The organism is Vitiosangium sp. GDMCC 1.1324, assembly GCF_003044305.1.
Classification (GTDB): Bacteria; Myxococcota; Myxococcia; order Myxococcales; family Myxococcaceae; genus Archangium.
Genome location: NZ_PZOX01000026.1, coordinates 76,282 through 99,982, shown reverse-complemented (window position 1 = coordinate 99,982; position 23,701 = coordinate 76,282). Strand labels below are relative to the sequence as shown.

At 69.3% G+C, this 23,701-nt stretch carries 18 protein-coding genes; 8 read left to right on the top strand and 10 right to left on the bottom strand.

Features of this window, described 5'->3' with window-relative positions:
- Positions 1-36 precede the first annotated feature (36 nt).
- Positions 37-1,446, top strand: a complete 1,410-nt coding sequence (locus DAT35_RS48120) for a deoxyribodipyrimidine photo-lyase (protein WP_108076101.1) — start codon at positions 37-39, stop codon at positions 1,444-1,446.
- 93 nt (positions 1,447-1,539) lie between these two features.
- On the opposite strand, the gene DAT35_RS48115 is transcribed toward DAT35_RS48120, so the two are convergent.
- The 7 genes from DAT35_RS48115 to DAT35_RS48085 all read right to left on the bottom strand — a co-directional run bounded on the left by DAT35_RS48115 (position 1,540) and on the right by DAT35_RS48085 (position 7,643).
- On the bottom strand, positions 1,540-1,764 hold the full coding sequence (locus DAT35_RS48115; protein WP_108070604.1) for a hypothetical protein: 225 nt from the start codon (positions 1,762-1,764) through the stop codon (positions 1,540-1,542).
- Positions 1,765-1,933: 169 nt separating this feature from the next.
- On the bottom strand, positions 1,934-3,421 hold the full coding sequence (locus tag DAT35_RS48110) for an NAD(P)/FAD-dependent oxidoreductase (RefSeq protein ID WP_108076190.1): 1,488 nt from the start codon (positions 3,419-3,421) through the stop codon (positions 1,934-1,936).
- 104 nt (positions 3,422-3,525) lie between these two features.
- Positions 3,526-4,818: a GDSL-type esterase/lipase family protein gene (locus tag DAT35_RS48105; RefSeq protein WP_108076100.1), complete on the bottom strand. Its 1,293-nt coding sequence runs from the start codon at positions 4,816-4,818 to the stop codon at positions 3,526-3,528.
- Positions 4,819-5,038: 220 nt separating this feature from the next.
- Positions 5,039-5,596 (bottom strand): hypothetical protein, encoded by a 558-nt coding sequence (locus DAT35_RS48100; RefSeq protein WP_108076099.1) that lies wholly within the window; start codon positions 5,594-5,596, stop codon positions 5,039-5,041.
- 176 nt (positions 5,597-5,772) lie between these two features.
- Entirely contained in the window at positions 5,773-6,411 is a 639-nt protein-coding gene (locus tag DAT35_RS48095; RefSeq protein WP_158502179.1) for a DoxX family protein, read from the bottom strand.
- A 118-nt stretch (positions 6,412-6,529) separates the two neighbouring features.
- Positions 6,530-7,087 (bottom strand): RNA polymerase sigma factor, encoded by a 558-nt coding sequence (locus tag DAT35_RS48090; RefSeq protein WP_108076097.1) that lies wholly within the window; start codon positions 7,085-7,087, stop codon positions 6,530-6,532.
- 100 nt (positions 7,088-7,187) lie between these two features.
- Entirely contained in the window at positions 7,188-7,643 is a 456-nt protein-coding gene (locus DAT35_RS48085; RefSeq protein WP_108076096.1) for a response regulator, read from the bottom strand.
- A 332-nt stretch (positions 7,644-7,975) separates the two neighbouring features.
- Here DAT35_RS48085 and DAT35_RS48080 point away from each other — a divergent pair, with 332 nt between their 5' ends.
- The 5 genes from DAT35_RS48080 (at position 7,976) to DAT35_RS48060 (ending at position 19,133) form a co-directional block, all read left to right on the top strand.
- A complete protein-coding gene (locus DAT35_RS48080) occupies positions 7,976-12,025 on the top strand; it encodes a protein kinase (protein ID WP_108076095.1) in 4,050 nt (1,349 codons plus the stop codon).
- Between the two features lie 93 nt (positions 12,026-12,118).
- A complete protein-coding gene (locus DAT35_RS48075) occupies positions 12,119-13,564 on the top strand; it encodes an ATP-binding protein (RefSeq protein ID WP_108076094.1) in 1,446 nt (481 codons plus the stop codon).
- Positions 13,521-14,054, top strand: a complete 534-nt coding sequence (locus tag DAT35_RS48070; RefSeq protein WP_108076093.1) for a WbuC family cupin fold metalloprotein — start codon at positions 13,521-13,523, stop codon at positions 14,052-14,054. The genes DAT35_RS48075 and DAT35_RS48070 overlap by 44 nt, the downstream gene beginning before the upstream one ends.
- A gap of 345 nt (positions 14,055-14,399) precedes the next feature.
- Complete coding sequence (locus DAT35_RS48065) at positions 14,400-18,455, top strand: protein kinase (protein WP_158502178.1); 4,056 nt, start codon at positions 14,400-14,402, stop codon at positions 18,453-18,455.
- 45 nt (positions 18,456-18,500) lie between these two features.
- A complete protein-coding gene (locus DAT35_RS48060) occupies positions 18,501-19,133 on the top strand; it encodes an RNA polymerase sigma factor (protein WP_108076091.1) in 633 nt (210 codons plus the stop codon).
- Here the strand turns inward: DAT35_RS48060 and DAT35_RS48055 are convergent.
- Positions 19,119-20,003 carry an MBL fold metallo-hydrolase gene (locus tag DAT35_RS48055; RefSeq protein ID WP_108076090.1) on the bottom strand — a complete coding sequence of 295 codons (885 nt, stop codon included), beginning with the start codon at positions 20,001-20,003 and terminating at the stop codon, positions 19,119-19,121. The genes DAT35_RS48060 and DAT35_RS48055 overlap by 15 nt on opposite strands.
- Before the next feature lie 172 nt (positions 20,004-20,175).
- On the opposite strand from DAT35_RS48055, the gene DAT35_RS48050 reads away from it, so the two are divergent.
- Positions 20,176-20,970: an AraC family transcriptional regulator gene (locus DAT35_RS48050; protein WP_233262141.1), complete on the top strand. Its 795-nt coding sequence runs from the start codon at positions 20,176-20,178 to the stop codon at positions 20,968-20,970.
- On the opposite strand, the gene DAT35_RS48045 is transcribed toward DAT35_RS48050, so the two are convergent.
- Together DAT35_RS48045 and DAT35_RS48040 are read right to left on the bottom strand one after the other, a co-directional pair.
- Positions 20,957-21,670, bottom strand: coding sequence for a double-CXXCG motif protein (locus tag DAT35_RS48045; RefSeq protein ID WP_108076089.1), 714 nt, complete (start codon positions 21,668-21,670; stop codon positions 20,957-20,959). The genes DAT35_RS48050 and DAT35_RS48045 overlap by 14 nt on opposite strands.
- A 22-nt stretch (positions 21,671-21,692) precedes the next feature.
- Entirely contained in the window at positions 21,693-22,397 is a 705-nt protein-coding gene (locus DAT35_RS48040; RefSeq protein WP_108076088.1) for a TIGR02269 family lipoprotein, read from the bottom strand.
- Positions 22,398-22,536: 139 nt separating this feature from the next.
- On the opposite strand from DAT35_RS48040, the gene DAT35_RS48035 reads away from it, so the two are divergent.
- Positions 22,537-23,682, top strand: a complete 1,146-nt coding sequence (locus tag DAT35_RS48035; protein ID WP_108076087.1) for an acyl-CoA dehydrogenase family protein — start codon at positions 22,537-22,539, stop codon at positions 23,680-23,682.
- Positions 23,683-23,701 lie beyond the last annotated feature (19 nt).

Genomic DNA, 23,701 nt, shown 5'->3' with positions numbered 1-23,701 from the left:
GAAGAGGCGCACGGAATCGCCGACCCAAGGGGCGCCATGACGAGCAGGACCATCGAGGAGGGCCGCATCAAGCGGCTCAATACCCGCGAGTCACGGAGCGGTGACTACGTCCTCTACTGGATGCAGCAGAGCCAGCGCGCGGAGTTCAACCCCGCATTGGAGTACGCCATCCAGCGGGCCAACGAGGCGAGGTTGCCGCTGCTCGTGGGCTTCGGACTCATGGACGGCTACCCCGAGGCCAATGTCCGTCACTACCGCTTCATGCTGGAGGGGCTCCAGGACACGCAGCGGGCCCTCGCGCGCCGGAAGATTCCCCTCGTGGTCCAGCGCGGCAATCCGGCCGAGGTGGCGCTGAAGCTCGCTCGGCATGCGGCGCTCGTCGTGTGTGACCGCGGCTACCTGCGCCACCAGAAGCAGTGGCGCACGACGGTGGCGGACCAGGCTCCCTGTCTCGTGGTCCAGGTCGAGGGCGATGTGGTGGTGCCCGTGGAGGCCGCCTCGGGCAAGGCCGAGTACGCCGCGCGCACCCTCCGTCCCAAGATTCATCGTCTCTGGAGCGCGTACCTGGTGGCGCTCGCGCCCACGCCGCTCAAGACGGACTCACTCGGGCTCGGCGTGAAGGGGCTCGACCTGGAGGACCTCGACGCGGTGCTGGCGACGCTGGACCTGGACCGCTCGGTCCCTCCGGTGAGCCACATCTTCAAGGGCGGCACGAGCGAGGCGAAGCGTCTGTTGCGCAGGTTCCTCACCGAGCACCTCCCCGAGTACGAGGAGAGCCGGCCGCACCCGGAGACGACGCACGTCTCTCACATGAGCAAGTACCTCCACTTCGGGCAGGTGAGCCCGGTGCAGGTGGCGCTCGCCGCTCGCGAGGCGAAGGTCGCGGACAACCAGCGCGAGAGCTTTCTCGAGGAGCTCATCGTCCGGCGCGAGCTGGCGCAGAACTTCGCCGAGTACTCGCCCCACTACGACTCCTTCGAGTGTCTGCCCGAGTGGGCTCGCAAGACGCTCGACAAGCACCGGGGCGACGAGCGGCACCACTCGTACACGAAGGCGCAGCTTGAGCGCGCACGCACGCATGACCCGTACTGGAACGCCGCCATGCGGGAGATGCGCTACACGGGCTACATGCACAACGCCATGCGCATGTACTGGGGGAAGAAGATCCTCGAGTGGAGCAGCACCCCCGAGCACGCCTGGCGCACGGCGTTGGCGCTCAACAACACGTACTTCCTCGACGGGCGCGACGCGAACTCGTACGCCAACATCGGCTGGCTGTTCGGCCTGCACGACAGGCCCTGGGGCGAGCGCGAAATCTTCGGCACCGTGCGCTACATGTCCTCCGGGGGCCTCGAGCGGAAGGCGGACATGGAGGCCTACCTCGAGAAGGTGGACCGGCTCGTGGCCGAGGCGAAGGCCGCGGGGGTGCGCTTCGCGGGCGATTGAGCCCCGGTTCGCCAGAAACGACGAAGCCGGACTCGCGATGGCGGGGGCCATGCGAATCCGGCTCGGAGCACAGCGGCGAGGTGCCGCCAGCCACTAGCGCATGTTGTTGATGACGCTCATCGCGATCTCGTTCAGCTTCTTCAGCGTGTTCGAGACGAACGCGACGGTCTCCTGCTGCTGCTGGAGCTTGAGCTGAGCCTCCATGCGGGTGCGGTCAGCGCCCTCGAGGCCGGCCAGCAGGTCCTGGTTGATGCCCTGCTTGAAGGTCGCGGTGGAGGCATTGCGGATGGCATTGAGGGAATCGTTGGTAACGCCCATGGCGGTATCTCCCAGCAGGGAAAGAGGTTGGTGTGCGGCAGTGCAGCTTACAAAAGGATTATCGGAGGGAGCCGGCGGAAGTTTCCTCCCTCATTTTCCGCCGATTTTCGGACGTGCCCTCTTTCGGTTTCCGTGCTGCGCAAGTGGTCGGAATGACTGGGGAAATCCGTCAGCCTCGCGCGATGCACGCGGCGGTGCGCACCCCTCCGAGCGCCGTGGCCAGCGTGCTCTGGCCCGGAAACACCGAGTCCCCCACCAGCCACAGCCCGTCCATCGCCGGCCGGGGCCCCAGCGCGCGGTAGTGGTGCAGCCCGGCCCGGCGCGGCACTCCCCCCACCGCACCCGCCTCACGCTGGGTGAAGCGCTCGAAGGTGCGGGGGGACGCCGTCAGCTCGTGCTGCACGTCCGCCAACCACTCGGGGGCCAGGCGCCGGAGGCCCTGCCTCATCCGCTCCTGGATGGTGGAGACGAGGCGGGCCTGCTCCTCCTCGGGTCTCCCCTTCAGTGAGCGCAGCGGGACATGCGTGGACACCGTCAACGTGCGGTGTCCCGGGGGCGCGCGGCCCGTATCCGCCTCCCCGCTGAGCGAGGCGAAGAGGTGGTTGCCCTCGACGAAGGGGGCCTGCTCGTTCTGCACCAGCTCCAGGTGGTGCGCGCCCGGCGAGGCCTCCCCGGGGGCTCGTACCACGAGGTACAGCATCACCGCGCCCCAGCCCTCCTCCACGCGGCTGGTCAGCTCCCGCAGTCGCGAGGGCACGCGCTCGGGTGGAAGACCCAGCAGCCGCACCATCCCCTGCGGCAACACGTTCGCCACCACGTGGCGCGCGAGCAGCTCGCCCCGGCGCGAGGACACCCGCCAGCCTCCCGGCACGGGCTCGAGCGACTTCACCCGGTGGGCATACAGCACCTCGCCACCGCCCGAGGTGACGGCCCCCGCGAGCGCGCTCGCCAGCCGGCCGATGCCTCCGCGCACGTGCCCCGTGCCGCGCCAGTAGTAGTCCATGGCCCCGAGCGCGAAGGGGGCCTCGGCCTCGGTGGCGCTGCACTGCACGGTAATCTGGCAGAGCGCGTCCAGGTACGTGCGCAGCGGCGTGAAGCGCAGCAGCCCGAAGCGCTCCAGGACGGCGCCGAGCGGCTTCCCCATCCAGCGCACCAGGGGCGTGTACCGCAGGGCGCGCGAGGCGTGATGCAGCAGTGCGCGCAGGTCGAGCGGTGGCAGCAGCGTGGGGTCATCGAAGAGGGGCCACAGCGTTCCGGCCACCTGCTGCTGGAGCGTGAAGAAGTCCCGCAGTGCATCGGCCGGTGCATCCGGGAAGGCGCGGAGCTGCTCGAGCAGACGCTCGCGGTCCCGGTACACGCCCAGCCGCATGCCCGGGGTGCGCAGCTCCACCAGCGGATCCAACCAGTCCACCGTCACGTCGAGCCCGAGCTGGCGCACCCAGCGGCCGAAGAGCTGCTGCTCGCCGAGCCCGGAGAAGAGGGTGGCGCCGGCCTCGAAGGAGTAGCCGTGCCGGCGGAAGGTGCTGGCGCAGCCCCCCGGATAGTTGAGGGTTTCACAGAGCGCCACGCGGGCGCCGCGCTGGGTGAGCTCGAGCGCCGCGGCCAACCCACCGAAGCCCGCGCCCACCACCACTGCGTCGTACCAGGTGCTCGTCATGGTCCCAGGCCGGGTGTCCGGCACCGGGCGGAGATAACGGTCCGTGGGCGGGCTCGTCCGGGTTCATGACGGAAGCTCGGGAAGGAGGGCCCGCCTGCCCGCTCTCAGGGCTGCGGCGCGGCGGGGAGCTGCACGCCCTCCTCGGCTTGTACGCCCGCTTCGCGTAGCACTCGCACCACCTCGGCGGCCATGACGCGGTGCCCCTCGGCGCTCGGGTGGATGCCGTCCACCTCCAGCCCGTCGATGAAGAGGTGCACGTTGTTCGGCTGCCGAGTCACCGCCTCGAAGTCGATGAGGTCCGGGAAGGTGGCGCGAACCCACGCGTTGAACGCCAGCCTGTCCCGCTTCACCACCTCGTAGTCGCCGTGGTTGCTCTTCTCCTTGGGCAGCAGCGTTCCCACCCACGTGCGGCAGAAGGGTTTGAGCCGCGACACGAGCGTGTTCATCCGCGACTCCAACCCCGCCAGGTCCAGCCCGGCCAGGTCGTTGGTGCCCAGCAGCACGATGCAGTCGGTGATGCCCTCCAGGGAGAGCACCTCCTGGTCCAGGTTCATCAGCTCCTCGTAGAAGCCCTCGCCCGACACGCCGGCGTTGACGATCGGCACGCCCAGTTGTTTCTCCGCCACCGAGGGCCATGCCAGGCGTGTGTCGTCATGGTCGGTGATGTAGCCCTCGGTGATGCTGTCTCCCAGGGCGACGAAGGCGCGCGCGGGTGGGCCCTCGACGTCCACCGTGGCCAGTCCCACCGCGCGGGCCCAGGGCGTGCCTCCGATGGGGTCCGTGACGCTCGCGTAGGCGCCCGAGCGCACGTAGCTGCCGGGCAGTGCCTCGATGGCGCTCACCGCCAGCTCGCCCTGCACCTCGAAGGACACGGCCAGCTCGTCACGGAAGCCCACGGGGAAGGAGACGGGATCCGAGACCACTCGCGTGCTCGCGCCCACGGAGAAGCCCGGCGCGCCGGAGAACGTCACCGTCACCGGCGCGGAGGCCAGCGAGCCCTCCGTTCCGGCGCGAGCGACCGTGGCCTTATTCAGCACGAGGTTCCCATCTCCCGCGAGGAAGGCGAGCCTCACCCGCTGTCCCGCCCGCCCCACCGGCACGCGCAGGCGGAACGTCACGCTGCCCGTGCTGTAGGACCAGCGCAGCGCCTGGTGGAAGCCCGGTTGGAACAGGGGCGCCATCGGACGGGGCTGGCTCTCGGGGTCGTCCCCGATGGGCGCCACCTCGAGCCCTCCGTCAGGCAGGGGGTCCTCCACGTTGTCCTCCGGCGGGGGCGCCTCGGGCGCCTCGGGGGTCTCGGGGAAGGTCTCTTCCCTCGTGTCCTCGGAGGAGCCGCATCCGGCCATGAGGATTGCCCACGCACACACCAGCAACCGAATCCGTCTCCGTCCCGCCATCCATCCCCTCCGTTGCTGAAGAGAGTGTGCACCTCGTGGGCCAGCGGGGAGCCGGGGCACGTGTCATGTGGAGGACAGCCCCGCGCGTCGCCCACGCCGCGGGGCAGGCGAGGGAGCGGCTCGAATCGGCGCGGGGGTTGTGTGGTGCTGGAAACACGAAGGCCCCCGCTCGTGGAGTGCGCGCGGAGGCCCTGGATGGATGTGTGTGGCTCGCGGATGTCTACGGCAGGGCGCGGGCGAGCAGCTTCCACTTCACGCTGCTCTGGGCCGTGTTGTCCAGCCAGGTGGACACGCCGATGAGGCCGGCCATGCAGGCCAGGCTGAAGACTCCCAGCCAGTTGACGAGCTTCGTGGTGCTCTTCACGTCACTGGGGGCCTCCTCCGCGGCCTTGCTGCCGGACTCCATGGGGATGCCTTCCTGGAGCGCGCGCCGGGCCAGGATGCCACCGCCGATGAGGTTGATGACGCCGCTGACGAGCGTGGCGCCCATCAGGAAGTCCTTGGCGATGACGAGCTTGCGCGCCCTGGCGGAGATGATGCGGCCACGCACCTTGGAGCGGCCGACGAACCAGGTGAGGGCGGTGGTGCCCAGGCCGATGGCGTTGATGATGTTGTAGCCGTTCCACGCCGCGTTGACGATCCTCGCCCGGTCCTGCTTGTCGGAGATGAGCTTCGCGGATGGATTGAGGGCCACGCGGCCGAAGAGCGAGCCGCCGAAACCCGCGGCGAGACCGAGGTTGTGAAGCACGTAAGCGCTGGTGGTAAGCGTTGGAGTCATGGACCCCTCCTTGCTGCGGTGTGTGATGCGCGGGTGAAGCTACACACGCCGTAGGCAACGGCTGGGTGACCCTGGTCCCCTGCTCGGTGGGTGGGAGGGAGGGCCTGTAGCTCCTTCCTGGAGTTTCCCGGTTGAACGCATGCACAGCCCGAAACCAGACACCGCGGGCAGCCGAGTCACTCATGCATGGGGATGGACACGGCGCGCAGCGTCTCCTGCCGGGCCGCGGGCCTCCACAGCAGGAAGACCATGCCCAGCAGCAGGCTCACCTCCAGCGGCAGCCGCCAGAACTGGTCCATGATCGGAAACCCATCCAGCACGACCGGCATGCCCCTCACCTGGCGCACGCCCACCGAGAGCGCCCCCATCATGTCCACCGCCATGGGCAGGGCGCACAGCCGGGTGATGAGCCGCGTCGCCGGCGTCCACGCTCCGAGGATGAGCCCCAGCCCGCAGGCCACCTCCATCAGGATGACCATCCACGCGTTGAGCAACGGGAAGGGGCTGCCGAGCGCCGCGAGCAACCGCGCGAAGCCCTCCGCCCCCGTCGCCACGTGCAGCCCCGGCGCTCCCACGAGGATGGGCAGGGTGAAGTGGAAGGCCTTCATCAGCCCGAACATCATGAAGATGACGCCCGTCACTCCTCGCAGTTGGTACCGGCCCGCGGTCTCGGGGACCCGTTCGAGCCAGAAGTCACGCCGCACGCGCGGCGCCAACGAGCGCACCTGGCGGGCTCGCTGGGGCTGGCCCTCGCTGGGGCGGGCGGGGTTCAGGGGCGGTGCTGCCTGGGTCTGGTGACGCATGCGCGAGTTCATGGGTGTTTGTCTTCTTGGTTTGAATTCATTCATTGACACCGCGTGTCATCATGAGGACGTGCCACGAGGGAATCATTGTGCGGGCGTTTTTCGTCTGGATTTCGCCGGGCCCCGGCGCTCAGGCCGCGAGCTCTTCCGCGCGCTCGACGGCGAGAGGCTGCAGCCACGCCCTCAGCTCGCGGCGGGCCTGGTGCAGCCAGAAGCCCACCGTCCCCGGGGTGGTGCCGAGCCGCTCCGCGATGGCCCTGTAGCGCAGCCCCGCCGTGTGCAGCTCGAAGGCGGCGCGCAAGGGGTGGCGCAGGCGCGCGATGGCCTCGTGCAGCTCCTCCTCGGAGACGTGCTCCCACGTCTGCCACCTGCGGGGCTCGCGCACGAGCACGGGCACACGCAGCAACTCCAGACGCGGGCCCTCGGCGGCCTCGGTGCGCTGGTGACGGCAGTGGTCGAGGAACCGCCGGTGCAGTGTGGTGCACAACCACGCGCGCTGCGTGCTGTGGCTCCAGCCGCGCAACCGCTCGAAGTGGTGCAGCGCACGCTCCAGGGTGTCCTGCACCAGGTCCTCCGGCTCCACGCCTCCGTTGCGGCACAGCTTGCGCGCGAGCCCGTGCAGCAGGGACCAGTGCGGGCCGATGATGGCTGCGAATCCCTGGCTGTCTCCTGCGAAGGTGCGTGTCATGGGGACCTCCTGGACGGATGGAGGAGGCTCGGCCAGAAACGAACGCGGGCCGGAAGAGCTCGTCTCCCGGCCCGCTTGCCCTCCAGTGCACCGTGGGACCTCAGTGGACCAGGGAGCACGTGTTTTCCGTCTCCCAGGCCGCCTCGCGCGAGGCCCGCGACAGCTCGCCCAGGGTTGGCCGGCGGGGCGGCCCCTGCTGGCACACTCCCGACTCGAGGAGCGCCTGGTTGATGACCTCTTCAAACTCGGCCAGCTCCGCGCACTTGGAGAGAAACGCCTTGACGCCCGGGGCATGCGGGTCCGTCGCCGCGCTGTGCATGATGACGGGCACGTCGTGCAGCTCCGCGTCCTGCTCCAGACTTCGGCACAGCTCCACCCCGCTCATCCTCGGCATCTGCCAGTCCGTCACCACCAGGTCCGGCCGCCGCTCGTGCGCTATCTCCAGGGCTTCCCGTCCATCATGTGCACGCAGCACGCGGTGATCCATCAGCTCCAGAACTTCCGTGTAGAGGTCGAGGAGCTCGGGCTCGTCATCGACAAGAAGAATGGTGCTCATGACTTCACCTGTTCCTTTCATGGGGCGAGGTCGAGAGCGGTCCGGGCTTCTTCAGGAGGGGAGGCCCCGGTTCCCTGCCTCTCAATCCGATGGAGTCCACACCCCATCGGTGTGATGTGTGTGATTTGGTGTGTGTTGCGCGGGATGGCCACACCTCTTCGGAAGGGCCCGCTCGCCCCGCCGGTGGACGCGGAGGGGTCCTGGAGCCAGAGCAGCCAGGCTGGCGGGAATGAGAGGGAAAAGCGGACGTTGCCCCCTCCCATCCGGGTGGTTTCGTTGCCTGCTTTCCCAGACGCCCCTAGCTTTTGCCCGAGGGGGCGGGGGGCAGCGCCATGGGACGAACCGGCGATCATGACGGCCAAGGGCCGGTGGAGCCCCATCAGGAGGACGCGGAGGACCGCCTCGACGCGGAGTTTGGCGCCGAGTCGGACTTCGGCGATTCCTTCCTGATGGAGGTGGCGGGTGCGGACGTGCGTCCGACGTTCCGCAGGCTGCTTCCCGGAGAGCGGCTGGGGGGCTCGGACGGGCGCCGCTTCGAAATCATCGAGGGGCTGGGCGAGGGCGCCATGGGCCAGGTGTTCCGTGCCCAGGACGAGGAGCTGCAGCGGGTGGTGGCCCTCAAGTTCCTCTTCCCGCGCGAGGAGCTCGCCGGCATGGGTTTGCGCGAGGCCCGGGCCATCGCGCGGCTGGACCACGAGAACATCGTCCGCATCTTCGACGTGTCCGAGTGGAGCGGTGGGCCGGGCGAGCCCACCGTCCCCTTCCTGGTCATGGAATGTCTTCAAGGGGAGTCGCTCGCGGACGTGCTGAAGCGGGAGCGGCGGCTGTCGTTGCGGCGCACGTTGCTCATCATGGGGGACGTGGCCGCGGGGCTGGCGCACGCGCATGAGCACCACATCGTCCACCGCGACCTCAAGCCCAGCAATGTCTTCATCACCCGCCAGGGCACGGTGAAGCTGCTGGACTTCGGGCTGGCGTGGGTGGCGTCCTCGGGCGCCGCGTCCGTGCCGCACCTGCCCACGGCCGGCACGCCCCCGTACATGGCCCCGGAGCAGTGGCTCGGCGGGAATGTGGACGAGCGCACCGATATCTGGGCCGCAGGCGTCCTGCTCTATGAGTTGCTCACCGGCGTGCTGCCCTATCCCAACCTCCTGCTGGAGGAGCTGCGCGTGAAGGTGCTCTCCTCGGAGCCGGTGCCCTCGCCGCGCGTGCTCGTCCCGGAGCTGCCCTGGGAGCTGGAGTCCCTGTTGTCCGTGGCGCTCGCGAAGGACCCCGAGCAACGCCTGCTGTCGGCCGAGGAGCTGTGCGAGGAGTTGCGCGAGCTCGAGGAGCGTTTCCGCCCCGGCCGGAGCGCCCAGCGCCTGGTGTCTCCCCAACGCCGGCAGGTGACGGTGGTGTACTGCCGGGTGGAAGGGCTCACCTCGCTGGCGGAGGAGATGGACCCGGAGGACTTCGGCGAGCTGGAGGCGGCCTTCCACCGCTCGGCCTCGGAGGCCATCCAACACCACGGAGGCTTCATCACCCTGTGCATGGGAGACGAGGTGCTGGCCTGCTTCGGCTATCCCGTGGCGAAGGAGGGAGACTCGGAGTCCGCGGTGCTCGCGGGGCTGGACCTGCCCGGGGCCGTGCGTGCGGCGCTCCGGGGAAGGCTACCTCCGGGGGAGCATCCGGCGCTGGCGGTGCAGGTGGGCATCGACACGGACATGGTGGTGCTGGACGACATCCTCCCGGAGCTGCGCGGGCGCACCCCCACCATCCAGGGCGAGGCTCCGCGCATCGCCACCTGGCTGGCGCGGCAGGCCGGGCGGGACGAAGTGGTGCTCGGCCCCAGCACCTACAGCCTGGTGCAGCGTGCCTTCGACACCGAGTCGCTCGGCACCCGCGCCGTCGACGGGCGGCGCTCCCTCGAGGTGCACCGCGTGCTGCGCTCGCGAGCCGCCGTCATCCGTTTCGAGCGCACGCTCGCGGGCGACGGGAAGCTGAGCCCGCTGGTGGGCCGCGAGCGGGAGATGCGGGTGCTGCTCGACGCGTGGACGCGGGCCCGCGAAGGGCAGGGCAGCTATGTGCTGCTCACCGGTGAGGCCGGCATCGGCAAGTCCCGCCTCATCCAGGAGCTGAGCGAACGGGTGCTGCCGGAGAAGCCCTACCGTCTGCTGCTCCAGTGCTGGAACCAGTTCAGCACCAGCGCCCTGCACCCCGTCATCGAGATGTTGCAGCGGCTCTGGGTGAGCCCGGATCGCTCGCCGCAGGAGAACCTGGCCGCCCTGGAGCGGCATTTGGAGAAGCGGGGCGTGACGCCCGTACAGGTGCGCCTGCTGGCCTCGCTGGTGTCGCTGCCGGTGGCCGAGGACTCCCCGCACCTGCGCCTCGCGCCGCAGCGGCAGCGGGAGGAGACGCTGGCGGCTCTGGCCACCCTGTTGACGCACAACGCGACGGAGCGGCCGGTGCTGGTGGTGGTGGAGGACCTGCACTGGGCGGACCCGTCCACGTTGCAGCTCTTGAACTTCCTGCTTCCCCTCGTGGTGAAGGGGCGCCTGCTCTTCGTCCTCAGCGCTCGTCCCGAGTTCCGCCCGGCCTGTACGGAGCACCCCGGTTGCCAGACCCTCGTCCTGGAGCGGCTGCCGGCACACCGCACCGCGCAGTTGGTGAAGGAGGTCGCGCGGGGTCAGGAGCTGCCGGACGAGGTGGTGACGCAGTTGGTGGAGCGCGCGGACGGCATCCCCCTCTTCGTGGAGGAGATGACGCGCGTCATGTTGGAGAGCGGAGCGTCGGCGGCCATCCCCGTCACGCTGCAGGAGCTGCTGCTGGCCCGGCTGGACTCGCTGCCGCCCCGGCAGAAGCAGCTCGCGCAGCTGTGCGCGGTGGTGGGGCGCAGCTTCTCCCATGCGCTGCTCGTCATCCTCACGGGCTTCGCGGGCACCGCGCTGCGCAGGGACCTGGCGGGCCTGGTGGCCGCGGGGCTGCTCCAGTCCCGCAACGAGGAGGCCGAGCCCGGCTACCAGTTCCGCCACGCCCTCATCCAGGAGGCGGCCTGGCAGTCGTTGCCCCGCAGCACGCGGCGGCAGTACCACCTGCGCATCGCCCAGGCGTTGGTGGAGCACTTCCCCGAGCAGGCGGAGGCGCGGCCGGAGCTGCTGGCCCACCACTACACCGAGGCGGGGTTGGTGAAGCAGGCCATCCACTACCGGAAGCTGGCCGGGACGCGGGCCAGCCAGCGCTCGGCCAACGAGGAGGCGGTGTGCCACCTCACCCAGGCGCTGGCGCTGCTGAGCCGCCTCCCGGATGCTCCGGCGCTCACCCAGGACGAGCTGCAGCTGCTCATCGCCCTGGGGATTCCGCTGGTGCAGGTGCAGGGCTTCCAATCCTCCGAGGTGGAGCGCACGTATACGCGGGTGCGCACCCTGCTGCGCGAGGTGGGTGACGAGCTGCCCCACCTGGAGCTCACCTTGTGGGGCGTCTTCGCCTACTACTTCGCTCGCGGCAAGCCGCAGGAAGCGCACGAGGTGGGCAGGCTGCTGGTGGACCTGGGCGGGCGGCAGAACAGCCGGGAGCTGCTGTCGCTGGGGCACCGGATGCTGGCCACGGACTTCTTCACCTGGGGGCAGATGACGCAGGCCCTGCGGCACGTGGAGCTGGCGCTGGAGTACTCGGACTTCGACCTCGAGCAGCACCGGCTGCTCGCCACCCGGCACTGGGTCAACCCGCGCGCGTCGGCGTTGGCGTATGGCTCCGTCATCCTCTCCGTGTTGGGCCGGGGGGAAGAGGCCCAGCGCTTCGCGCGTGAGGCGTTGGAGTTGTGCGGGCGCATCGGCCATCCCCACACGACGGCCTTCGTGCTGACCTACTGCACCCTCGGCAGCCAGCTCCGAGGGGACGCGCGGATGGTCCTGGCGCTGGCGGACCAGTGCATCCCGCTCGCCCGAGAGCAGAAGTTCGGGCTGTGGTACCTGTGGCCCTCCGCGCTGAAGGCATGGGCCCTGGCCGAGCTGGGGCGCCCGCAGGAGGGCCTGACGTTGATGCGCCAGGTGCTGGAGCTGTGGAAGCAGTCCGGCCTCCTCGCCGGCATGCACCTCAACCTGGGAATTCTGGCCCACATCCACATGCGGCTGGGGCAGGTACAGGAGGGGCTGGCCGCGGCGGATGAGGCCCTGACGTGGCCGGACGTGACGGAGGAGTACTCGTACCTGCCCGAGCTGCACCGCGTCCGGGGCGAGCTGCTGCGGCTGGCGGGCCGGGAAGAGGAGGCTCGCGGAGAGTTCCTCGAGGCCATCCGCTTCGCCCGGGAGCACGAGATGCACGCCTACGAGCAGCGCGCCCAGGCGAGCTTGCGCCACCAGTCACAGGCCCTGGGGCTTCATGAAGAGGCCTCGATGCATCCGTGATGTGCGCGCCGGACCTGCCGGGGGCCTTCAATAAATAAATCAGCGGACTGCGGGATTGGATACCAGGATCTGTGCTGCCACTCCGGGGGGTGAATGCAGAGCCGCCGTGTGCTTCTGGTACCGCTTCTCGTCATCACGCTCGTGGTCGGTGCCTTCACCGCATCGGCGACCTACGTGGAGTACTACACGATGCACTTGAGCGAAGCCGCGCTCTCCGTCTCCCGAACGACCATGCCCCTGCTCGAGCCCCTCATGGACATGCGGCTCCAGGTCCATCGCATCGTCACCCTGGGGCACAGCGAGGCAGACCTGGGGCCGGCGGAGCAGCGGCTCGCGATCGTGCGTGACGCGCAGCAGCACTTCAACGAAGCCTTCGCACGGTATTCCCAGCTTCAATCGGCGTTGGGATGGGGGGCTGTCGCGGAGATTTCGTATTCGGTCGATCGCCTCAATCTCATGAGCGAGCGCGCGGTCGCGGAGGCGGAAGCCAATGCGTCAGGTGAACCCTCGCTGCTGGCCATCCTCGAGCTGAGAGAAGCCGCTGAGGCGACCACCCGGTTGCTCATGCGGCAGATGACACTGGATGCCCAACGGTCCAACGAGGCTCGCGAGGTGTTGGATGCAGTCGGCCATCGCTCCCTCCGGCTGGCTCACGCCCTGCGTTGGCTGTGTGCGGCCGTGGCGATCCTGGGTGCCTCGCTCTCGCTTCTGGCGCTGCGCAGACACCTGCGCCTGTCCGCCCGGTATGCGGCGCTCCTGGAGGAACGGGCCACGGAGCTCGAGCAGTTCTCCAGCAGGGTTGCTCACGACATCCTGGGACCGCTGCAACCCGTGTTGCTGGGGCTCGAAATGCTCGGGCGGAAGCTGCCCGAGTCGCCCGAGTCGAAGGAGCTCCTCGGCAGGACGCGGCGGAGCGTGGGCCGGGTGCAGCTCATCGTGGATGGGCTCCTGGACTTCGCGCGAGCCGGCGCGAAGCCGAGGCCCGGCGCGCAGGTGGGGCTGCGGCGGGTGGCGGAAGGGCTGCGGGAGGACCTCGTTCCCGCCGCGATGGACGCAGGGGTCCGCCTGATGATCGAGCCCGTCCCCGACGTCGAGGTGGCCTGTGCGGAGTCGGCGGTGACGGTCGTGCTTCAGAACCTCGTTCGAAATGCCATCAAGTACATCGGGGACGGGCCGCGCCGGGAGGTGGTCGTCCGGGCCTCGGTGGACGCGGGAGCGGTCCTCTTCGTCGTTCAGGACTCTGGCCCCGGGCTTCCTCCTGGCACGGAACACAAGATTTTCGAGCCCCATGTCCGGGTCGGAGACACACGTCTGCCCGGCATGGGACTCGGGCTCGCCACGGTCAAACGCATCGTCGAGGCCCATGGAGGCAGGGTGGGCGTCCAGTCCGTTCCGGGAAATGGAGCCTCGTTCTGGGTGGAACTCCCGCTTGCGTCGTGCGTCCCCGTTCGAAGGGACTGGCCGCGGGCGATGCACTGTGTTTCGTTTGAGGCCCATGAGCTCCTCCCACCGACGTGCCCTGGACGCTCCCGCGGGTGAGCTCGTGGTCCTCTCGCGCTCCCTGGTGGAGGAGGTCGCCGAGGCCTCCCGGACGAGCCCTCGCCGGCGCATCACCCTGCCCCTCCACAAGAGCGAGTCCGAGCCGCTGCACCGGATGCTCAACGTCATCCAGCCGGACAGCTACGTGCGGCCGCACCGGCACCTGGAGCCGCCGAAGCCCGAGGCCTGGGTGGTGTTGCGGGGCGCGCTGGCCTTCTTCACCTTCGAGGAGGATGGCCGCGTGCGCGACTGTCTGTCATTGGAGGCCGGGGGCGAGCAGTTCGGGGTGGACCTCGTTCCGGGCATCTACCATGGGCTCGTGGCGCTCGTGCCGGACACGGTCCTCTTCGAGGTGAAGAGCGGGCCCTACGCGCCAGCCCATGACAAGTCCTTCGCACCCTGGGCGCCCGCTGAGGGCACGCCCGAGGCCGTGGGCTTCCTCGCCCGGCTGCGCGAGGAGTTCCGGCGGCGCTTTCCGGAAGAGGCCTGACGGCCGCCGGCACGGGAGCGCCCCACTGCCCGGATGCCCGGCGGGCGGCGAGGAAGCAGGCTCCGTCCCACGAGTCACGAACGTCGGCACAGCGCTCTCTCTCTCCGCACAGGGACTCTGTCCGACGCCATCCCCATGGAGGATGCTGCTTCTCTTTTCCGCCAGGAATGCGGGCCCCGTGCTTCCTGGCTTCGTGGATGTCTGCATTTTCGGGAGGGAGGGCGGCCTGGCCCTGGACAGTGCTCCTGCCCTCCCGGCCCGTTGCGTTGTCCGGTGACCATGGGACCCATATCTTCACTCATCAAGGCCTTCCGGAACGAGGGCCCGTCGACCGGGGAGCAGGGTATGCACGACGAGACCGGTCACAGCAGCGGGGATACGCGTCCTCCCGTGGCGCGAGGGACCCGTGCCGAGGACTCGGACTTCGGCGACTCCTTCCTGAAAGAGGTGGCGCAGGTTCCACCCCCGTTCCGCAAGCCGGCCACCGGGGAGCGGTTGGGGGGCTCGGATGGCCGCCGGTTCGAAATCCTCGCGGAGCTGGGCGGCGGAGCCATGGGCCGGGTGTTCCGGGCGCGCGACGCGGAGCTGCAGCGCGTGGTGGCCCTCAAGTTCCTCCTCCCGGGCGAGGGGGAGAGCCCTCGCTGGCCCATGGCGTTGCTGCGGCAGGAGGCGCGCGCCATCGCGCAGCTCGACCACGAGAACATCGTCCGCATCTTCGACGTGGCCGAGTGGGTGGGTGCACCCTGGGAGCCCCGCGTTCCCTTCCTCGTCATGGAGTGTCTGGAGGGGGAGTCACTCTCCGCGCTGCTTCATCGCGAGCAGCGGTTGGGCGTGCGCGGCGCGCTGGAGCTCATGAGCGGGGTGGCCGCCGGCCTGGCGCACGCGCACGGCCGTCACATCGTCCACCGCGATCTCAAACCCAGCAATGTCTTCATCTCCAAGGAAGGTGGGGTGAAGCTGCTGGACTTCGGGCTCGCGTGGCTCACGTCCTCGAGCAGCTCCCCCGTGCCGTACCTGCCCACCGCCGGCACTCCGCCCTATATGTCTCCGGAGCAGTGGCAGGGGAGCAAGCAGGACGAGCGCACGGACATCTGGTCCTCCGGCGTCATGCTGTACGAGATGGTCACCGGGGAGCTGCCCTACCCGAGCGCCACACTGGATGAGCTGCGCGCCAAGGTGGTGTCTCCCGAGCCCGCGCCCTCGCTGAGCGTCCGCCGTCCGGATCTGCCCGAGGAGCTGGTGGCGCTCGTGGCCTCGGCCCTGGTGAAGGATCCGAGCAAGCGCTTGCCCTCGGCCACGGAGCTGCGCGAGCGGCTGCGCCGGTTGGAGGAGCGCCTGGGGCCCTGGCGCGAGGAGCCGCGCACCGTGGCGCCTCAGCGTCGGCCGGTGACGCTGGTGTCCTGCCGACTGGTGGGCCTGGTGGGGCTCGCCCAGGAGCTGGACCCGGAGGACTTCAGCGAGTTGGAGGCCGACTTCCAGAAGAGCTGCTCGGAAATCATCCAGCGGCACGGCGGCTCCATCACCATGTGCGTGGGTGACGAGGTGCTGGCCTGCTTCGGCTACCCGGTGGCGCATGAGGAGGACTCGGAGCACGCTGTCAGCGCGGGGCTGGCTCTGGTCGGCTCGCTAGCGGACGAGCTGCGCGAGCATCAGCCCTCGTTGGCCCTGGGCTCGCTGGCCGTCCAGGTGGCCCTCCACACCGAGCTGGTGGTGTTCGACGACATCCTCCCCGAGCTGCGCGGGCGCACGCCCACCATCCAGGGCGAGGCCCCACGCATCGCCGCCTGGCTGGCCCGGCAGGCCGAGCCCGGCTCCCTGGTGCTCAGCGGCTCCACGCACACCCTGGTGCAGCGCGCATTCGAGTCCCAGGTGCTCGGCTCGCGCACCTTCGAGGGGCTGTCCGGAGCGCGGCACATGGACGTCTGGCGGGTGACTCGCGCGCGCAAGGCGGCCACCCGCTTCGACCGGGCACTCGCCGCCGGTGCGCTCTCTCCGCTGGTGGGCCGCGAGCGCGAGCTGCGGGAGCTCCTCGGTTTCTGGGAGGATGCCGGGCGCGGGCGGGGCTCCTTCGTGTTGCTCTCGTCCGAGGCGGGCATTGGCAAGTCCCGCCTCATCCAGGAGGTGCGTGAGCGCGTGCGGCCCTCCACCTGCCTCATCCTGCGTTGCCAGTGTTGGAGCCAGTTCGCCAACAGCGCCTTCCACCCCATCATCGAGATGTTGCAGCACCTCTTCCGGTTGGACCCGGAGGGCGCGCCGCGGGACAACCTGCGCAGGCTGGAGGAGCAGCTGGGGGCGTTCCACATGAACCCCGAGCACATGGCCCTCATCGCCACCTTCCTCTCGTTGCCGGTGAAGGAGAACCTGCCCTTCCTCCAGCTGTCGCCGGATCGTCAGAAGGAGCGCACGCTCGAGGCGCTGACGGCGCTGCTCCTGCACCTGGCCCGGGAGCGCCCGGTGCTCGGTGTGGTGGAGGACCTGCACTGGGCGGACCCCTCCACGCTGGAGCTGCTCGACCATGTGCTGGCGCGGGTGGAAGACGCGCGGGTCCTGCTGTTGCTGAGCGCCCGGCCCTCGGGCTTCCAGCACATGTGGCCCGAGCTGGGCCGGCTCCACCGGATGGGGTTGGAGCGGCTGCCGGCGCGGCTCACCGCCACACTGGTGCAGGAGGCGGCCGGGGACCGGAAGCTGCCGGAGGAGACGGTGCGTCTGCTCGTGGAGAAGACGGACGGCATCCCCCTCTTCGTGGAGGAGATGACGCGCATGGTGGTGGGGGGCGGCGCCCTGCCGTCCATCCCCGTCACCCTGCACGAGCTGTTGCTGGCGCGCCTGGACCTCTTGCCGCCGCGGCTCAAGGCCCTGGCCCAGCTGTGCGCGGTGGTGGGGCGTGGCTTCTCCCATGCGCTGATGACCACGCTGACGCGGCGCTCGCCCTCCTCGCTGCACAAGGACCTGGAGGAGCTGGTGGCCACGGGGCTGCTCCAGCGCGAGCCGGATGCGCAAGGCGAGCCCGGCTACCAGTTCCGTCACGCGCTCATCCAAGACGCGGCCTACCAGTCGTTGTTGCGCAGCACCCGGCGCCAGCACCACCGGCGCATCGCCCAGGCGCTGGAGGAGCAGTTCCCCGAGGTGGTGGAGACGCAGCCGGAGTTGCTGGCCCACCACTACACCGAGGCGGGGGCGTACGAGCTGGCCATCCGCCACTGGCTGCGGGCCGGCATCCGCGCCAGCCTGCACTCGGCCAACCTGGAGGCGGTGAGCCACCTGCGGCAGGCGCTGAAGCTGCTGCGCTCCCTGCCCGACGCCTCGCAGCGGATAGCGCAGGAGCTGCAACTGCTCATCGCCCTGGGCATTCCGCTCTCGCAGGTGGAGGGCTACCGCTCGCCCGAGGTGAAGCGCACGTACACCCGGGCGCGCGAGCTCTTCCTCCAGGTAGGGGACGCGCTGCCGGGCCTGGAGCTGCCCTACTGGGGGCCCTTTGCCTACTACTTCGCCCGCGCCGAGTACCGCCTGTCCCACGAGCTGGCCGAGCAGCTGGTGGACCTGGGCTCCCGCCAGCGCAACCAGGAGCTGCTCGCCCTGGGCTACCGGATGATGGCCACCGACTTCTTCACGTGGGGGCGGCTGCACGAGGCGCTCGAGTACGTGGAGCGCGCGGTGGCGTGCTCGGACTTCCCGGTGTCCATGGAGGAGCACCGGGCCCTGGCCGCGCGGCAGTGGGTGCACCCGAGAGCGGTGGCGCTCATCCACTCCTCCGTCATTCGCACCGTGCTCGGCCAGACGGAGCTCGCGTGCCGGTACAGCCATGAGGCCCTGGAGCTGGCCGGACGCATCGGCCACCCCAACACGCGCACCTACGTGCTGCTCTACGCCGCCCTGAGCTGCCAGTTGCGGCGTGACGCCCAGGGCACGCTGAAGCTGGCCGAGGAGTGCCACGCCCTCGCCCGCGAACACTGGTTGCGGCTGTGGTCCGAGTGGTCCGCCCTGCTGCGGGGCTGGGCGCTCGCCGAGCTGGGGCTGCCCAAGGAGGGGTTGGAGCAGATGCTCGAGGGGCTGGGCCGCTGGAGGGTGTCAGGCCTGCGCGCCGGCATGCCGCAGCACCTGGGACTGTTGGCACAAGTGCACCTGCGATTGGGCCAGCCGCACGAGGCGTTGCTTGCGGTGCGGGAAGGGAAGAAGTGGATGGAGGCGGTGGGCGAGCGCTACTACGCGGCCGGGTTGCAGCGCATCGAGGGCGAGGCACTGCGGGCGCAGGGCCACGAGGAGGAGGCGCGGGCGAGCCTGCTCGAGTCCGTGCGCATCGCACGCGAGCAGGGGGCGGGAGAGTACGAGCGGCAGGCCCTGCTCGTCCTGGAGCATCCCGTGGAGCCGGGGTTGCACGCGCACGTGCCCGGGTCGGCGTGAGCGAGCGGAGACACGCGAGAACGAGAGGAGTTGAGGAGAGCCACCATGCAACCAGAAGAGCGCGAGAAGCTGGAGCAGGAAATCCAGGGGTTGTGCAAGCAGGGCGACGTGGCCGGAGCCGTGGAGCGGGCGCTGGAGGGGTACGGGCAGGAAATCATGCGGCTGATGGCGTCGGTGCTGCATGACTATGAGCGGAGCCGGGATGCCTTCAGCCTCTTCAGCGAGAACCTCCTGCGGGGCCTGCCGGGCTTCCGCTGGGAGAGCTCGTTCCGCACGTGGGCCTACCGTCTGGCGCGCAACGCGTGTTACCAGGTGATGCACGCGCCGTCGGGGAGGGAGCAGCCGATGACGGTGTCCGCCATCCCGGACGAGACCTTCAAGCCGCGCTCGGAGACACGGCCCTGGCAGCGGACCTCGGTGAAGGAGCGCTTTCGGGCGCTGCGCGAGAGCCTGGACCCTCAGGAGCGCATGTTGTTGTTGCTCCGGGTGGACCAGCGGCTCTCCTGGGAGGAGGTGGCGCGGGTGATGTCGGAGGGGGACGAGCTGATGTCGGACCCGACCCTCAAGCGCAAGGCGGCGGCGTTGCGCCAACAGTTCCAGCGCATCAAGGCGCACCTGCGCTCCCTGGCGCAGGAGGAGGGGTTGATCGCCTCGGAGGACTCCTCAACGCATGTCTGACGCCGCTCTGCCTTCCCACGCTCCGGCGGACGAGGCTGGAGGGAGCGGGCTCGCTACGTGGCGATCGAACTCGACCGCGCAGTGGGCGGAGAACACGCGCACCTCGTTCGAGTGCTCACGCACGAGGTTGCGCAGGCGTGCCTGGTTGGCGAGCCGGGCGGCATTGTCCGCCGAGCGCAGGCGCTGGAAGAGCGCCAGTCCAGGGGGACTGCGCGGGGCCACCGGGTCTATCTCGCGATGGCTGAAGTACGCATCGCCCGCGTGCAGCAGCCAGCCCGAGTCCGTCTTCACCGCGACCCCGCAGTGACCCTCGGAGTGACCCACGAGCGGAACGAGCAGCACCTGCTCGGAGAGGCCGGGGATGACACGCACCGCTTCGAAGCCGAACCAGCGCTCGCCCTCGACGGCGTGGCGGTTCCACCGGGGCCCATGCGCCCACTGCACGGGACGGTAGCCATATTTCTTGCTGCGCCCGGCCGGAGCGAACGCCGCCTCGTGCTCATCGCGGAAGATGTGCACTTCGGCGTCGGGGAAGTCCGCGAGACCCCCGGCGTGGTCGAGGTCGAGGTGCGTCGGAATGATGTGGCGCACGTCCTCGCGCTTGAAGCCGAGCCGTTCGACCTGCACGGCCGCGGTCTCATGTGGCTCGAGCCGAGGCGCATTGCGAGAGATGAAGCGGCGCCCCAGGCGGCTCGGGTCCTCGATGTCGCGCAGTCCGAGGCCCGTGTCGACGAGGACGAGCCCCGCGTGGGTCTCGAGCACCAGGCAATGACAGACCATCCGGGCGCGAGAGAAGAGGCCGCCTTCTCCCAGGACGAACCGCGAACTGGCGGGGCATAGGGTTCCGCAGTTGATGTGGTGGACACGCATGGTCGGCTCCTCGCCTGGATGTGGCGGATGGGGTGGGGGTTGTCGGGAGCAACGCTCCTCGGCCGGATACCTAGAAGGGCTCGCCGGGAAGCGATTGGAGAAATCGGCCATCGCACTTCGACGGCGGTTGGCGTGGGTTGAACGCCGTGCGCGGGTGCACCATGCTGGGTCCATGACCCCGTCGTCCGTCTTCCTGGCGCCGCAAGGCGTGCTCGCGCGCTTCGTGCGGAGCGTCCGCATCGTCTCGCGCGGATCCGACGCGGGTCCCTATATCCGGCTGCCGGATGGCGAGGTCGATCTGATCGTGCGCGTCACCCCCGCGAACGGCTACGTGCACGCCATCGGCACGCGCCTGCACGCGCTGCACAAGTCCGTCGTGGACGTGCCGCAGACGATCGCCGTGCGCTTCAAGCCGGGTGGCGCCTATCCGTTCTTCGGCGTGCCGATGTCCGAGCTCACCGACCGTATCGTGTCGATCGACACGCTCTGGGGTGCGGACGGCACGCGCCTTCGCCACGAGCTCGCGGAGGCACCCTCGATTGCCGCGCGGATGCAAGTGCTCGAGGACGCGCTCACCGAGCGCCTGCGCCGCGGAGACGTGTTCGAGCCGGCGTCGGCGCACGTCGTGCGGCGAGCCATCCGGGTGATGACCGATGCCACGGAGCCGCCGCGCGTGGAGGTGCTGGCTCGCGAGCTCGGCCTCAGCGCGAGGCAGCTCCGACGGGCCTTCGACGAGGTGGTGGGGGTCAGCCCGAAGGAGTTCGCGCGGGTGGTCCGGTTCCAGCGCGCGGTGCGAGCGTCGGAGCGAGCCGCCACGCCGGACTGGGGAGCCATCGCGGCGGCGGTGGGCTATTACGATCAGGCGCACCTGATCTCGGATTTCCGGGCGTTGACGGGGACCACGCCGAGCGCGTTCGTGCGAGCGCGGGCCCGCGCCGAATCTCTACAGAGTGTCAGCCCCGGGTAGGGAGGGGTTGAAAGGTGATGCCGTCCAATCCCAGACGCTGACAGGCGTTGGCGAAGCGCTCGGTGCAGACGAGCAGGCCGGGGAAGTTATCCAGCCGGAACAGGTCCAGGTGTTCTGGCATCGTGGGGGTATGCAGCACGGGAGCGTCGGGCAGGGAGACTCCATCCCGGCCACAGCGAGCGCAGGGCGGGGGACGTCGAGGCAGGCAGTCCGGGTGCAGGTCGCCCACGGGAAGGATTTCCAGTTCGAGCAGCTCGGGCGAGTTGCGCTGGCGGAAGCGAAGAAAGGTGGGGCAGCCCTTGAGGCCGCGCAGCCCCTCGGCCTGGAGCTTCTCGAGTGCCTCGCGTCGCACCATCAATATCCAGGGAACCGGGGTCACGAAGGAGCCGAAACGGCCCTGGCCCCTGCCCGTGAACGGACCGAACTGCGTCCCGGGGCACAGTACGGCACCCGGAGGCATCAGGGGGCGTACCAACTCGCGCATTCTTTCGTATTCCTCGATGGGCTCGGCTCGGGCTTTCTCGAAGTTGGCGAGGGAGGTCACCGGGGTCAGGTCCACGGAGGGATACATGTAACCGCCTCCACCCCAGATGGCCTTGCAGGTAGGGCAGATGATGCCCGGAAGAGACCACTTGTACGAGCCATCGATGAAGCCCGTGTAGTCCGACGCCCTGTCTTTCTCGACGGCGAAGTAGTTCATGAATGGGTTCCGGCTCCGCTCCTCAGTCGCAATTGTAGGGGATGAGGGGGCCATTTACTCCGAAGCGGATCATGAGCTCGCCCGCGAACCGCCAGATGTCCTCAGCTGTGGCGGTCTTGGCGTTTTTCAGCATGAGCTGCCGCCAGGCTTCATTCCACTGGCCCCCATCGGGTCCGCCACTGTGCAGCCAGGTGTGGAAGCTCTTGAGAACGCGGACGGTGTAGGCGTGGATGTCGATGTGATTGCTCTCGAACCATCTGGCCAGGACTTCCTGCTGCGGAAAGATGTGGTGCTTCTCGAAGGGTTCCCACGGACGGGCGATGCAATAGGACCGGTACTCCTTGAACGCGAGCTGTTCGCGCGCCTTCCAGTTGTGCCAGGGGATTTCGAAGACGGGCTCCGTCCCCGAGGGCGCGGCCAGGGGGTGTCCCCACCAACGGCTGAGGTTGCCCACCTGGTGAGGACGTACGGCCTGGGGCATGGACCCGCGCACCAGCACCACGGAGGGGGTCGTGTCCACCTCCGCCACGTCCTGGCAGCGCCAGAGGGCACAGCGTTCCTCGTTGCATAGCGGCACCACGCAGCTTGGGTCTGCGCGAGCCTCCTCCCACGAGTACACGACGTCCGTCGTCTCGAGGGTCTCTGGCACGACGGACGACGAGGTGGCGCAGGCGCTCAGCAGCACGCAGAGGAGCGCGAGGCTCCTCGTCGAGAACAGAGGGCTCATCCGCCACAGGCTACTCGTGGCTGCTGTCCCCAACACAGTGCCGCTCATACTCGGCGTCTGGTTGATTTCCGAGTCAACCCCGGGAGAGCATTCCCTTCCCAGTGCGGGTACGCAGCCCGCGGAGCACGGAGGCCACGTCGTGCAGAGGAAGCTCTTTCGCGAGGACCATGAGCAGTTCCGCCAGTCGTTCCGCCAGTTCCTGGAGCGGGAGGTGAAGCCGCACCAGGAGCGGTGGAGCGAGGCGGGCATCGTCGACCGCGAGGTGTGGCGCAAGGCGGGTGAGGCGGGCTTCCTCTGCCCGTGGCTGGAGCCGGAGTACGGCGGCGCGGGCGGAGACTTCCTGCACTCGGTGGTGGTGATGGAGGAACTGTCGCGCGCGCACGAGTCCGGGCTCGCGATGCCACTGCACTCGGACGTGGTGGTGCCGTACATCCACGAGTTCGGCAACGAGGCTCAGAAGAAGCGCTGGCTGCCGAAGTGCGCCTCGGGCGAGGCGGTGACGGCGGTGGCGATGACGGAGCCGGGTACGGGCTCGGACCTGGCGAGCGTGAGCACCACGGCGGTGCGGGATGGAGACTGCTACGTCCTCAACGGAGCGAAGACGTTCATCTCGAACGGGATTCTCTGCGACCTGTGCGTGGTGGCGGCGAAGACGGACCCGGACCCGAACAACGCGCACCAGGGGATTTCCCTCTTCGTGGTGGAGGCGGGGACGCCGGGGTTCCTCAAGGGCAAGAAGCTCAAGAAGATGGGGCTGGCGGCGCAGGACACGTCGGAGTTGGCCTTCGACGACTGCCGGGTGCCCGTGTCCCACCGCCTGGGCGAGGAGGGCGAGGGCTTCCTGCAGTTGATGAAGAAGCTGCAGCAGGAGCGGCTGGTGGTGGCGGTGCTGGCGCAGGCCTCCGCTGAGCAGGTGCTGGAGGAGACGCTGGCCTACGTGCAGGAGCGCAAGGCGTTCGGCAAGCCCATCGGCAAGTTCCAGAACACGCAATTCAAGCTGGCCGAGTGCGCCACTCAGGTGGAGGTGGGGCGCGCGTTCCTGGACCGGCTGGTCGCCGAGCACGTGGCGGGGGAGTACCTGGTGAAGGAGTGCTCGATGGCGAAGCTGTGGCAGACGGAGATGCTGAGCCGGGTCGTGGACGAGTGCCTGCAGTTCTTCGGGGGCTACGGCTACATGCTGGAGTACCCCATCAGCCGCGCCTTCATGGACGCCCGCGTCCAGCGCATCTACGCGGGAACCAGCGAAATCATGAAGGTCATCATCGCGAAGCAACTGGGGTTGTAGGCCCCTTCCTCGAGGCCAC